The sequence below is a fragment of the Candidatus Pelagibacter sp. Uisw_113 genome, from assembly GCF_047717815.1.
In the GTDB taxonomy this organism is placed as follows: Bacteria; Pseudomonadota; Alphaproteobacteria; order Pelagibacterales; family Pelagibacteraceae; genus Pelagibacter.
Map to the genome: position 1 here is coordinate 11,614 of NZ_CP159809.1, position 13,170 is coordinate 24,783.

Consider the following 13,170-nt stretch of genomic DNA (forward strand, 5'->3'; position numbering starts at 1 on the left):
AATGTTTTTTACATAATAAAAAAATTAAAAAAAACTTTTTATTAAAAAATAAATTTGCAATTTACTAATTAATTAATGAATTGACATCACTTGTATAAAAAAATAAAAATAAGCTAACAGCGAATCACTTTGATTCGTTTAACTTAAACAGGGAGCTAAAGATGGCTACAAAGAAAAAAGCTAAAAAAGCTAAAAAGAAAACTAAGAAAAAAGCTAAAAAAGCTAAAAAAGCGAAGAAAAGAAAAAGATAGTATCTTAGACTTTTCAAAAAACGCTTCTCATAACGTTATGTGTGAGAGGCGTTTTTTTTGCCCTAATTTTTAATCTTCAGTATCGGTAATTGGATCTGAATCAGTATCAGGTTCTGCAGCAGGTTCTTTAACCTTCGTTGGTGCAGCTATAGCTTTTGCTTGGATTTCTAAATTTCTCTTTAATGCTTTATCTAATTTTTTCTGCGTTTCTTCTAGTGATACACCCATCACTATTTGAAATTCTGATAAAATTCTTTCATACGCTTTTTCAAACAATTGTCTCTCACTATATGATTGATCAACCATTAAGTCGTCACCTTTATTTAAATCTCTAACAACTTCTGCAAGCTCATAGATTTTGCCTGAAGAAATCTTTGCTTCATATTCCTGTGCTCTTCTACTCCACATGGATCTTTTAATTTTTGGCTTGCTTTTTAAAATAGAGATACATTTATTGACCTGATTTATTGTTGCAAGAGGCCTAAGATGAGATTGCTTATTTACAGGAACCATACCATTGGCTTTGTCTTTTTCAAATTTAAGAACATAAGTCTCAACATCAATTCCACCAATATTGATTTTTTTAAACTCTGTAATTTGACCTACACCATGTTTTGGATAAACAACATAATCTTTAACTTTATATTCTTTTTTTTCTGTTTCTTGTTTTTTAACTTTTTTGATCTCAGGCTTAACTTCATTACTTTTTGAAATTCTTAAATTATTAGTTTTTATTTCTACTTTTTCTGGAGCATTTTTTTTTGAAACTGTTTTTAAATTCTTTTTAATTTTAGTTGCAGTTACTTTTGCTGCCTTAGTTTCTTTTACTGGAATATTTTTTTTAACAACTTTAGCTTTAGGAAGCGTAGACTTTTTAACTACTTTTGCTTTAGTTTTTTTTATTTTTTTCTCAGGAGTTTTTTTAAAGATTTTCGCTAAAATATTTGTCGTACTTGTTTTCTTCATTTTTATATTTTTCATTATCCTCTGGAGGATCTTTTTTAATAGTTATATTTGGCCAAATTTCAGAATATTTTGTATTTAATTCAAGCCATTTTTCGCTTCCAGACTCAGTATCTGCTACTATTGCATCTACTGGACATTCTGGCTCGCAAACGCCACAATCTATACACTCCTCCGGTTTAATTACAAGCATATTTTTGCCTTCATAAAAGCAATCAACAGGACAGACTTCAACACAGTCCATTAGTTTACACTTAATACATTTGTCATTTACAACGTATGTCATTTAGATAATTCTTTTTTTACTTTTTCTTTTAAGTCACCCATAATCTTTGCATCTATATATAATAAACCAGCTAGTCTTCTCATCAAGTTTGTCTCATACATATCTGCATTATCATCTGAATAAATAATTTTCCACAGAGTCTCAACAATTCTAATTTTATCTGATTCAGGAGCATTTTTGACCTCTCTTGTAAAACTTAGTATTTGGTTAGAATTTTCTTCAATAACTGACGCATCTGCAATTAATTTATCTATATTTGAAATTGTTGCACCCAATTCAATTAAAGTTTTTCTAATAATCTCTTTTTCTTTATCTTCATAATTTTCGTCAATTTTTGCTACATGAATTAATAAAGCAGCAATATTAGAATAAGATTTATCATTATTCACTGTATCTTTCTCCTTTTCTTTATTTTTAAAAAAGCTTATCATTAATTGAAATTAAAATTTTTTAATACTTTAAATGGATTGTTTTTAGAGACTGTCTTTTTAAAAGGCTTTTTAATTTGTTTTTGTGGACTGTACCTAAAATAAACATCCTTGTCTCTTTCGAGTGTTTTGTAATTCATTTTCTCAATTAATTTTTTAAAATTTTCTTTACTACATCCTAATAAATTAAGCATTTCAGGAATTAGTTTAATCTCTTTACCTTTTTCAGGATCAGAGTTAATAATTTGTACAAATAACCTCTCCAGAATATCTATTCTAACATAATAATTATCAAAATTTTCAAAGCCACAAAGAAGCATAAAATGTTTATCTTTTATATTTTTATCATCCAAAAAATTTAAGCCAAAAGTAGGAGGAGTTAAATTCAAGTTTTTTTGATTAAAGTTTTTCCATAGTAAGGTTCTTAAGGAAACAGCTTCAGGTTTTAGTAATCTAAATAAAAAAACATGGTATCTTCCAAATTTAACACCCAAATCTCTTAAAATTTTTCTCTCATCTTGACCAAGTTTCTTTAAGTATTCAGCTACTACTTCTCTTTTAATAACACCATTATTTTCATATAATTGGTAAGCCAATGCTTTAATTGAAGAGTTACTTTCTTTTAAATTTTTTAAGTCAATCAGACTTTTCAATACGAGCTTTATTTTTTCTTTAATCCAATTTCCAATAAACTCTGATAATTTTTGTTTGTCATCATTTTCCAGAATATCATCTACTATTAAAAATATATCAGGGTTTAAATAATCTTTACCAGCTATTAATTTAGCAATTGGAAAATTTTTCCAATAAATTTTAAAATCATCTTTTATTTCTATCAACCCTGTATCAATAATAGATTGAATTCTTTTTTGCAGTTCTGGGCCCACAGTTTGTCTTGCTGCTTTTTTTAATGACTTAATATCAGTTTCAAGCGCACCAGCTTTTAAATCTATCTCAAATCTTAAACCTTTCAAATCACCAATAAACTGCTCATCAATTATTACTTTATTATCTTCCATTATCTCAGTTTTAAATTCCATATCCTGTTTTAATCCCCTTGCAAGCACACTTGCTCTTTTATCAATAAAAGTTTTAGTAAGTTCTTCATGTAATCTGTCAGATAATCTGTCTTCTAATAGTTTAGTTTTCTCTATCCAATAACTTTGACTTTCAACCCAATTAATTTTATTTGAAACATATGACCAAGTTCTAACATTTGCAATTCTATTTGATAAAGAATCAACATTTCCTTCTAATTTATCCAACTTTATTAACTGTAATCTCATATAATCGTTAGTAATTTTTCCATCTTTACCATTTAAAAAGCTAAAAACCTTACTAACCACTTCGAGATGGTTGCCATAAGTTTTTTTTACAAAATCTGGAATTTGACAACATTCCCAAAGTAATTCCAATGTTTCTTGGTTATTTTTAATGTTGTGACCGTCCATATCTTTTAAAAAATATTTTAAAAGTTTTTCATCTCCACACTCGTGTATTTTTCTTAACCAATCTCTATTAGGCTTTTCTTCAAGTGATTTAATTAAACTTAAAGCATTATTAAAATTTAAATTAGAATTTCTCCAAAAAAGCATCTTAATTTCTTCAAATTTGTGATTTTCGAGCAGCTCAACCTCCTCTGCAGAAATCTCTTTACAGTCACCAGTAATTCCAAAATTTCCGTCATTTAAATATCTGCCAGCTCTACCAGCAATTTGTCCAATTTCAGACATGTTAAGACGTCTTAACTTTCTTCCATCAAATTTTTTTAAATTTGAAAAAAAAACATTTTCTAAATCCATATTAATTCCCATTCCAATTGCATCAGTTGCAACAAGAAAATCAACATCACCAGACTGATATAATTGAACTTGAGCATTTCTCGTTTTAGGGCTCAATGACCCCATAACAATAGCTGCTCCACCTTTTTGTCTTCTAACAAGCTCTGCAATTGCATAAACTTCTTCAGCTGAAAAAGCTATTATTGCTGTCTTCCTATTTATTCTTGAAATTTTTTTATGACCTACATATGAAAGTTGAGAAAGTCTTTCTCTGTTTATAAATTCAGTATCCTCATCTAGTTTATTTACTATACTTTTAATAGTGCTTGAACCCATAAGCATTGTTAGTTTTTCTCCACGAAGATTTAATAATCTATCAGTAAAAATATGACCTCTTTCATGATCTGCACACATTTGTATTTCGTCTATCCCAACAAAATCTAAATGTTTATTAATTGGCATAGACTCAACCGTACAAAGAAAATATTTTGCATTTGTAGGGATGATTTTTTCTTCACCAGTAATTAAAGCAACTTTATCTATACTTATTTTTTCAATAATTTTGTCATACACTTCACGTGCAAGTAGTCTTAGAGGGAAGCCAATCATACCCGAATCAAAAGAAAGCATAGTTTCAATTGCTAAGTAAGTTTTACCGGTATTTGTTGGACCGAGAACAGCTGTGATTTTATTTTTAGACATTTCTATTGATGGTACCTCTAATATTTTCTCCACCACATATTGTTGCTCATAAAGAACAAAAATAGACTAAAACATGACCGAATCGTAAGGATAAAAGTTCTCATTTGCTCTTTATACACTAATTAATTTAACATAATAAAAAACAATTCTGTATTAGTATTTTGTAGCAAAGTTATGAATAAAAAATTGTGGGAAGCGTCACCTAGTCAGAAAAAAAAATCTCTTTTATCGAGCTATGAGCAATTCATTTCAAAAAAATTCAAAAAAAGATTTAATCAAAAATATGACAATATTTTAAAATGGAGCGTTGAAAACCCAGGTAATTTTTGGAGTTCAATTTGGGATTTTTCTGAAATTAAAGGATTTAAGAGTAAAATTAAAATAAAAAAATCAAAAATATTTTATAAAAATAAATTTTTACCAAATTCAAAATTAAACTTTGCCGAAAATTTACTCTCAAAAAATAATAAGAATAAAGCAATAACATTCGTTAGCGAGAATGGTTTTCGAGAAGAAAGAAGCTGGTACGAACTAAACATTAATGTAAGTAAAATATCTAAATTTTTAAAAAGTATTAAAATTAAAAAAAAAGATAGGGTTGCAGCATATATGCCCAATACTATTGAGACTATTGAGGCATTCATAGCCTCCTCTTCTTTAGGAGCAATATGGTCCTCATGCTCACCAGATTTTGGTGTTAAAGGTGTAGTAGAACGTTTTTCACAAATCAGCCCTAAAGTTTTATTTGTAGTAGATAAGTATTTTTATAATGGAAAAATAATAAATATTTTAGAAAGAGTTCCTCTAATTTTAAAAGAGATACCTTCTATTGAATATGTTGTCATTGTTAACTACCCTGGAGAAAAATATTTAGAAAATAAATATACATCTAAAAAATCAAAAGTACTTAAATGGAGTGAGTTAATAAAACAAGAATCTGAAGAGATTCAATTTCCTAAATTTGATTTTGAACAAGATCTTGCAATCTTATATTCAAGTGGAACCACAGGAAAACCAAAATGTATATGTCATAGGAGTGGAGGAGTTTTGCTTCAGCATAAAAAAGAGCATCAGCTCCATTGTGATATCAGAGAAGGTGATAATGTTTTTTATTTTACTACTTGTGGATGGATGATGTGGAACTGGCTGGTAAGTGTCTTAGCTTCAAAAGCATCAATTGTTTTATTTGATGGATCGCCAATGTACAAAAAAGATGATTTACTGTTAAAAATAGCTGAGAAAGAAAAAATTACTTTATTTGGTATTAGTGCAAAATATGTTGATGCTCTTCGTAAATCTAAGCCCACTTTAAAGTATAAGTATAAATTATCAAAATTAAGAACAATTTGTTCTACTGGATCCCCATTATCAAATGATGGGTTTAAATTTGTGTACGAGAACATAAAAAAAAATGTTCATTTATCCTCTATATCTGGAGGCACCGATATTGTTTCTTGTTTTGTCCTGGGAAATTTATACCAGCCGGTAATTCTAGGCGAAATACAAAATAAAGGCTTAGGTATGAATGTTGATGTTTTTAATGAAAAGGGTGAATCTTTAAAAAATAAAAAAGGAGAGCTAGTTTGTAAGAGCTCTTTCCCATCAATGCCTTTAAAGTTCTGGAATGATAAAAATGATATTAAATTTAAAAAAGCATATTTTAATAATTTTTTAAACACATGGTATCACGGTGATTATGCAGAAATAAAGAAAGGTGGGGGCTTTATTATCCATGGTAGATCAGATACAACACTTAACCCTGGAGGAGTGAGACTCGGAACTGCAGAAATATACTCTGAGGTAGAAAAATTTATAGAAATCAAAGAGTCAATTGTTATTGGTCAAGCATGGGATAATGACGTCAGAATTATTTTATTTATAGTTTTAAACCCCAAACACGTGTTGGACGAAGATTTATTAAAAAAAATTAGAATACAAATTAGAAAAAATGCATCTCCAAGACATGTTCCATCTAAAATTATAGTAGTTGGAGACATTCCAAGAACTAAAAATGGAAAAATAGTTGAACTAGCTGTAAAAAATACAATAGAAGGAAATGAAATTAAAAATAAAGAAGCGCTAGCAAATCCAAGAGTTTTAGATCAATATAAAAATTTAAAGGAATTAAATTATTAAATGTTAAAAAATATAGTTAAAGGTCTAGAACCATCCTCTACTTTAAAAATTAATGAAATCTCTAGAAAGCTAGAAGATAAAGGTGAAAAAATATTTAAATTTGGATTTGGCCAATCTCCATTCCAAGTACCAATTGATATTGTTAATGCGTTAAAAGATAATGCCCATCAAAATAAATATTTACCAATGCAAGGTCTTAATGAGCTTAGGGATGCTGTTGCAAAATATACATCAGTTAAAAAAGATTATAATTACAAACCTGAAAATGTAATTATAGGTCCTGGCTCAAAAGAATTGATGTTTTTACTACACATTTTATTTGATGGAGAAATAATATTGCCAGCACCAAGTTGGGTTTCTTATGCCCCACAAGCAATTCTTGGAAGAAATAAAATTCAATCAATTCAAACAAAAAGAGAAAATAATTGGTTTCCTACTGGATCTGAAATTGAAGAAGTTATTTTAAGGGATAAAAATAAAAACTATCTATTATTTTTGAATTCACCAAACAATCCATCAGGGCAGATTTGTAAAAATCTAGAAGAAATTAGTGAGATTGCTAAAAAATATAATCTTATTATTTTATCAGATGAAATTTATTCTGAGTTGAGTTTTGATGAAGGGTTCAAATCTATTTCAAGTTTTTGTCCTGAAAAAACTATTATAAGCACGGGTTTAAGTAAATGGTGTGGTGCAGGTGGGTGGAGATTGGGTTATTTTGTAGTTCCAGACTCTTTAAATATTTTAAAAAATTCAATTAATGTTTTAGCCAGTGAAACTTTTTCTGCTGTCAGTGCGCCAATTCAATATGCTGCAATTACTGCTTATACAGGTGATCATAGCAAATATATTGATAGTTCTAAAAATATTCTTAAAGCAGTTGGTAATTATGTTTATGAAAATCTAAAATCAAACAAGGTTTTAATTAATAAGCCCCAAGGTGGGTTTTATCTTATGCCAGAATTTTTAAATAAAAAATTTAATACGTCATCAGAAATGTGTGACAATATTTTAAAGGAGACAGGTGTAGCGTTATTGCCAGGATCAGACTTTGGTTTTGAGAAAAATAAGATGTTAGCAAGGTTAAGCTTTACAGACTTTGATGGTCAAGAGTTTATGAGGGAGGCTCAAAACGGACAAGCAATTGATAAGAACTTAATTTTAAAACTTGCACCTAAGATTGTTGAGGGTGTGGACAAGTTAAAAAAATGGTCTACATCAACATAACTACCAGCTATACATACTCACTTAATTACTGTTAAATTTAATTAATAAAAATAACGATATAGAGGAGAGAACATGAAAAAAATAATAACATCTCTATCAAGTGCTCTACTAATTTTTGTTGCATCTTTATCTTTTACTGGTGTTGCAAAATCTGCAGAGTTCTTCACGATAGGAACGGGCGGACCAACTGGAGTATATTTCCAAACTGGTAACGCAATTTGCAAAATGTTGCACAAATCAGCAATTGCTAAAGAACACGGAAGAAAAAAAGGTATAGATAAAGCTTACAGATGTACTGCACCTTCAACTGGTGGATCGAATTATAATATTGGTCAAATCGCAGCTGGTGAATTTCAATTTGGTGTAGCTCAGTCTGACTGGCAATATCATGCTGTAAATGGATCAAGTAAGTGGGAAGGAAAAAAGTTTGACGGTTTAAGAGCTGTTTTTTCAGTACACAACGAACCTTTTCAAATTTGGGCAAGAAAAAAAGCAAAAGTTAAAGATTTTGCTGGCCTTAAAGGAAAAGTTGTAAACATTGGTAACGCTGGTTCAGGTCAAAGAGGAACCATGGAAGTGCTAATGGATGCAAAGGGAGTTAATAATAGCTTCTTTAAATCTACTACAGAGCTGACTTCATCTGAGCAAGTAAAAGCTTTATGTGATGGTAAGATTGATGCTTTTGGTTATTCAGTAGGATTTCCAAATGGAGCAATGGAAAATGCAGCTTCTTGCGGAGCAAAAGCTTTGCCTATCAACTTAACAGGTCCTGAAGTTCAAGGACTAATTGATGGTGCTGCTTATTATGCTAAAGCTGTAATCCCTAAAGGAACTTACACAGGACAGAAAAAAGATGTAACTACTTTTGGTGTTAAGGCTACTGTTGTAACTAGTAATGCTGTTGAAGCAGATCTTGTTTATTTAGTAGTAAAAGCAGTTTTTGAAAACTTTGATGATTTCAAAAAACAACATCCTGCTTTTTCTTCTTTAAAAAAAGAAGATATGGTTGCTGATGGTTTGTCAGCTCCATTACACCCAGGTGCAATTAAATATTATAAAGAAGCTGGATTAATGTAGTCCAACTCCTTAATTAAATTAAAAGGCCTGATATATTTATCGGGCCTTTTTTTTGTTATAGAGTATCATTTTAAAAATGAATCAAAGCATTAAGAGTAAAGTAGAAAGTAAGATTAGTGAGGATTTATCTCCCACTAGAAATCTTACTGGACTACATTTAAAAATTGTTGGAAATATTGCAATTATTTGGTCATTATTTCAACTTTGGTATGCATCTCCATTTCCTTTTATGTTTGATATTGGAATGTTTAAAGGACTTCCAGCTAGGGCTATTCACTTAGGTTTTGCTTTAACTTTAGCTTTTTTAATTTATCCAATTTCTAAAAGAAAAAAAATTTCTATATTTGATATTCTAATTAGTTTTATTGCTGCATTTTGTTGTTTATATATTTATTTTTTTTATGACCAATTAGTTGATAGGGGGGGAATTCTTTTAACAGTTAAAATTTGGGAAAAATTTAATTTACCAGTTGAGTTGATTATTGGAAGTTGTGGAATTTTAATATTAATTGAAGCAACCAGGAGAGTATTTGGATTACCTCTAGTTATTATTGCAGTTTGTTTTTTACTCTTTTCATATTTTGGCAGATACGCACCAGAAATAATTTCGCATGGTGGGCTTTCATTAAATAGATTGGTTGGATTTCAGTGGCTTGATCAAGAAGCTATATTTGGAATTCCTATAGGTGTTTCTGTAGATTTCATTTTTTTATTTGTTTTATTTGGAGCGCTTCTAGAAACAGCCGGTGGAGGTAAATATTTTTTAGACCTAGCTTTTGCCATGGTTGGCAAAATGAGAGGAGGACCTGCAAAAGCAGCAATTTTAGGATCTGGAATGACCGGTCTAATCTCAGGATCTTCAATTGCAAATACAGTTACAACTGGAACTTTTACAATTCCAATTATGAAAAAAACTGGTTTTTCCAAAGAAAAAGCTGGTGCTATAGAGGTATCATCATCAGTTAATGGACAATTAATGCCACCTGTAATGGGCGCTGCAGCATTTGTAATGGCAAGTTTTTTAGGTGTTACTTATTTTGAGGTAGTTAAGCACGCATTTTTACCAGCAATTATTTCTTATGTGGCATTGTTTTATATTTCTCACCTTGAAGCTTTAAAATTAAATTTAAAAGGAATGGATGATGTCGATATTCCAAATTTAAAGAAAACATTTTTATCAGGATTACATTTTTTAATACCTATTTTTGTCTTAGTTTACATGCTTGTTTATTTAAGGTTTACCGCTTCTTACTCAATATTTTTTGCAACGATTGCATTAATAATTGTAAACCTTGGTTATATATTATTTAAAAATACTGATTTTAAATTAGCAATAAAAACTTGGTTTAATCAAACGATAGTTGGTTTTGAAAAAGGTGCTTTAAACATGGTTGGTGTTGGAATAGCAATAGCAACAGCTGGCATAATAGTTGGAGCTGTTGGTTCAACAGGGTTAAGTACAAATTTAATTATTGTTATAGAGTTTATTGCAAAAGATAATGTTGTTATTTTATTATTTTTAACAATAATTTTATGTCTGATACTTGGCATGGGTCTTCCAACCACTGCAAACTATGTTGTAGTGGCTTCCTTAATGGCAACAGTATTGGTTGATGTTGGAAATGCATCTGGATTTGTATTTCCTCTTATAGCGGTGCACTTATTTGTTTTTTATTTTGGTTTAATGGCTGATGTTACTCCTCCAGTTGGTCTTGCATCATATGCTGCAGCTGCCATTTCGGGAGGTGATCCACTTAAAACTGGTCTGCAAGCTTTTTGGTACAGCTTAAGAACAGGTATTTTACCTATCGTGTTTTTATTTAATCATGAATTGTTATTGATAGGTATTGAAAATGTGTGGCATGGACTGCTAGTAATTATCACTTCTTTGATAGGAATATTGGTTTTTACTTCTGCAACTCAAGCTTGGTTTATTAATAGATTAAGATGGTACGAGATAATAATTTTTTTATTAATCTCTATTTCATTATTAGCCCCAGAATTTGTTTTAAATAAATTTTATCCTAAATATAATTATATGGATATTAACAAAATTCATTTAATGAAGTTAGATTCTAATAAGGAAGCCAGATTTAAAGTAACACGTCCAAGCAATTATGGTGAAAGATATAAGTTATTTGTAATTAAAAAAGATACTTTTGAAACCGAATTTAGTTTAGAGCAATATGGACTTAGTTTAATTAGAGAAGAAAATAGAGTTATTGTAGATACCCTGCAATGGAATGGGAGAGCTAAAAAAAGTGGCTTTGAAACTGGTGATTATATAAGTGAATTTAAAATAGAAAATGCAGATAGACCAAATAAAGGAATCATTTACCCAATAGCTATTTTATTATTAATTATATTTGGTTATTTGAACTATAGAAGAAAAGAATAATTATCCACCAGGACCAAGATTAGATGGTTTAATTTTTAAGATTTTCCAAATACCTGATGCTGAGGTTATAATTTTATTATTACATTTCAGCTCACAAAATAAAAATACTAGTGTATTTGTCTTTTTAAGAATTCTTGTAAAGCCAGAAACTATATCGCCTACTTTAGAGGCACCAATAAATTTTAAATCCAATGAAATAGTTACACAAGGTACATTTCCAGATGCTCTATGTGCAGCAGTCCCCGCTCCTGCATCAATTAAGGCTGATAAATAACCGCCGTGAGTTATCCCGGCAGCATTTAAATGATTTTCATTAATCGTAGTTTTGAATTCATATTCTGTTTCAGATACAGTTTTAAATAAAACTCCACCATTGTGTTTCATAAAACCAGGTTTAATACTTATTTGCTCAAATTTATTGCTCATAGGTCTTTATAGTACGAAAGTTAAAATTAATAAAATTATAAAAACAATTATAAAAAAATATATAACTGATTTTTGTAGTGATGATTTTAGTAGCCAATCTAACATTTTTATTTATCCTTTTGGTGGACCGCCCAGAACTCGAATCTGGAATCTCCCGGTTCGTAGCCGAGCGCCTTATCCAATTTGGCCAGCGGTCCTTAATTAAATAATTTGTCCAACATATCAAAGTTTTTGATGTAATTTAAGTTATAAAATATTATGCTGTACTATCAATGAGCAAAAAATCAAATGATGTGGTTATTACAGCTGCATTAAGAACACCTATAGGCACATATAAAGGGTCTTTAAAAGGTTTTAGTGCTGATAAACTAGGTGCACTAGTTATTAAAGAAGCTGTTTATAAATCAAAATTAAAATCAGACGATATTGATGAGGTGATTATGGGACACGTTCTCACTTCTGGATTAGGGCAAAACCCAGCAAGACAAGCTTCTATTCATGCTGGAATTCCAGTTTCAAAACCTGCACATATAATTAATCAAGTATGTGGATCTGGATTAAGATCTGTAATTTCAGGCTATCAATCTATTAAACTAGGTGAAAATAAAATTATAGTCGCTGGTGGACAAGAAAATATGTCTAGAGCACCACATACAATATTTTATCGAGAAGATAAAAAATTAAATGAAAATAAATTAGTTGATACAATGGTCAATGATGGACTGATAGACTCATTTAATAATTATCACATGGGTGTTACGGCAGAAAATGTAGCAGAAAAGTATCAAATTTCCAGAGATGAACAAGATATGTTCGCCTTCAATTCTCAAAAAAAAACACAAGATGCCATAAGTAATGATAAATTCAAAAACGAGTTAATTAAATTAAATATTAATACAGATGATAAAAATTTTATTTTTGAAAAAGATGAACATCCAAGAAGTAATTTAAACTTAGAGGATTTAAAAAAATTAAAAACTGTTTTTAAAGAAAATGGAACAGTTACGGCGGGTAATTCATCAGGAATAAATGATGGTGCGGCAGCAACTATTTTAATGTCTAGAGAAGAGGCGGAACTTAGAGGTATAGAACCTTTAGCAAAAGTGGTCTCCTGGGCAACTTGTGGTGTTGAGCCTTCATTGATGGGGCTAGGTCCAATTATGGCTGTTAATATAGCTTTAGAAAAAGCAGGATGGAAAATTGAAGATATTGATTTATTTGAAGTCAATGAAGCATTTGCAGCTCAAAGTATTGCTGTGATTAGAGATCTTAAAATTCCTAAAAAGATTGTGAATGTTAATGGTGGAGCAATTGCATTAGGACATCCAATTGGAGCTTCTGGAACCAGAATTTTAGTAACCCTTATTCATGAAATGATAAAACAAAATAAAAACAAAGGTTGCGCTACTCTCTGCATTGGTGGTGGAATGGGTATAGCCATGTGCATTGAAAGAAATTAATTTCTTATTTATTTGTTAATTTTTAAAGTTTTTTG

General features: G+C 29.9%; 10 protein-coding genes and 1 tRNA gene. 5 read left to right on the plus strand and 6 right to left on the minus strand.

Features of this window, described 5'->3' with window-relative positions; all coding sequences use genetic code 11:
- Positions 1–320: 320 nt before the first annotated feature.
- The 4 genes from ABXT39_RS00075 to ABXT39_RS00090 are packed head-to-tail and all read right to left on the minus strand — an operon-like array spanning position 321 to position 4,411.
- On the minus strand, positions 321–1,232 hold the full coding sequence (locus ABXT39_RS00075; RefSeq protein WP_415295089.1) for a CarD family transcriptional regulator: 912 nt from the start codon (positions 1,230–1,232) through the stop codon (positions 321–323).
- On the minus strand, positions 1,174–1,500 hold the full coding sequence (gene fdxA / locus ABXT39_RS00080; RefSeq protein WP_006997482.1) for a ferredoxin FdxA: 327 nt from the start codon (positions 1,498–1,500) through the stop codon (positions 1,174–1,176). Before fdxA ends, ABXT39_RS00075 begins: the two co-directional genes overlap by 59 nt.
- On the minus strand, positions 1,497–1,931 hold the full coding sequence (locus tag ABXT39_RS00085) for a TerB family tellurite resistance protein (RefSeq protein WP_415295091.1): 435 nt from the start codon (positions 1,929–1,931) through the stop codon (positions 1,497–1,499). Before ABXT39_RS00085 ends, fdxA begins: the two co-directional genes overlap by 4 nt.
- A complete protein-coding gene (locus tag ABXT39_RS00090; RefSeq protein WP_415295093.1) occupies positions 1,931–4,411 on the minus strand; it encodes a helicase-related protein in 2,481 nt (826 codons plus the stop codon). Before ABXT39_RS00090 ends, ABXT39_RS00085 begins: the two co-directional genes overlap by 1 nt.
- Before the next feature lie 174 nt (positions 4,412–4,585).
- On the opposite strand from ABXT39_RS00090, the gene ABXT39_RS00095 reads away from it, so the two are divergent.
- The 4 genes from ABXT39_RS00095 to ABXT39_RS00110 all read left to right on the plus strand — a co-directional run bounded on the left by ABXT39_RS00095 (position 4,586) and on the right by ABXT39_RS00110 (position 11,249).
- Positions 4,586–6,547 (plus strand): acetoacetate--CoA ligase, encoded by a 1,962-nt coding sequence (locus ABXT39_RS00095; RefSeq protein WP_415295094.1) that lies wholly within the window; start codon positions 4,586–4,588, stop codon positions 6,545–6,547.
- Entirely contained in the window at positions 6,548–7,774 is a 1,227-nt protein-coding gene (locus ABXT39_RS00100; RefSeq protein ID WP_415295096.1) for a pyridoxal phosphate-dependent aminotransferase, read from the plus strand.
- Between the two features lie 72 nt (positions 7,775–7,846).
- Positions 7,847–8,851 carry a TAXI family TRAP transporter solute-binding subunit gene (locus ABXT39_RS00105; RefSeq protein ID WP_271492790.1) on the plus strand — a complete coding sequence of 335 codons (1,005 nt, stop codon included), beginning with the start codon at positions 7,847–7,849 and terminating at the stop codon, positions 8,849–8,851.
- A 76-nt stretch (positions 8,852–8,927) separates the two neighbouring features.
- Positions 8,928–11,249 (plus strand): TRAP transporter permease, encoded by a 2,322-nt coding sequence (locus ABXT39_RS00110; RefSeq protein WP_415295097.1) that lies wholly within the window; start codon positions 8,928–8,930, stop codon positions 11,247–11,249.
- On the opposite strand, the gene ABXT39_RS00115 is transcribed toward ABXT39_RS00110, so the two are convergent.
- Positions 11,250–11,675 (minus strand): PaaI family thioesterase, encoded by a 426-nt coding sequence (locus ABXT39_RS00115; protein WP_415295099.1) that lies wholly within the window; start codon positions 11,673–11,675, stop codon positions 11,250–11,252.
- A gap of 120 nt (positions 11,676–11,795) precedes the next feature.
- Positions 11,796–11,872, minus strand: a tRNA-Arg gene (locus ABXT39_RS00120).
- Between the two features lie 75 nt (positions 11,873–11,947).
- On the opposite strand from ABXT39_RS00120, the gene ABXT39_RS00125 reads away from it, so the two are divergent.
- On the plus strand, positions 11,948–13,135 hold the full coding sequence (locus ABXT39_RS00125; RefSeq protein ID WP_415295100.1) for an acetyl-CoA C-acetyltransferase: 1,188 nt from the start codon (positions 11,948–11,950) through the stop codon (positions 13,133–13,135).
- Positions 13,136–13,170 lie beyond the last annotated feature (35 nt).

Excerpts from the sequence above, each read along its gene's own strand:
- ABXT39_RS00075 (WP_415295089.1), bottom strand. The coding sequence starts at position 1,232 with ATGAAAAATATAAAAATGAAGAAAACAAGTACGACAAATATTTTAGCG.
- fdxA (WP_006997482.1), bottom strand. The coding sequence starts at position 1,500 with ATGACATACGTTGTAAATGACAAATGTATTAAGTGTAAACTAATGGAC.
- ABXT39_RS00085 (WP_415295091.1), bottom strand. The coding sequence starts at position 1,931 with ATGATAAGCTTTTTTAAAAATAAAGAAAAGGAGAAAGATACAGTGAAT.
- ABXT39_RS00090 (WP_415295093.1), bottom strand. The coding sequence starts at position 4,411 with ATGTCTAAAAATAAAATCACAGCTGTTCTCGGTCCAACAAATACCGGT.
- ABXT39_RS00095 (WP_415295094.1), top strand. The coding sequence starts at position 4,586 with ATGAATAAAAAATTGTGGGAAGCGTCACCTAGTCAGAAAAAAAAATCT.
- ABXT39_RS00100 (WP_415295096.1), top strand. The coding sequence starts at position 6,548 with ATGTTAAAAAATATAGTTAAAGGTCTAGAACCATCCTCTACTTTAAAA.
- ABXT39_RS00105 (WP_271492790.1), top strand. The coding sequence starts at position 7,847 with ATGAAAAAAATAATAACATCTCTATCAAGTGCTCTACTAATTTTTGTT.
- ABXT39_RS00110 (WP_415295097.1), top strand. The coding sequence starts at position 8,928 with ATGAATCAAAGCATTAAGAGTAAAGTAGAAAGTAAGATTAGTGAGGAT.
- ABXT39_RS00115 (WP_415295099.1), bottom strand. The coding sequence starts at position 11,675 with ATGAGCAATAAATTTGAGCAAATAAGTATTAAACCTGGTTTTATGAAA.
- ABXT39_RS00125 (WP_415295100.1), top strand. The coding sequence starts at position 11,948 with ATGAGCAAAAAATCAAATGATGTGGTTATTACAGCTGCATTAAGAACA.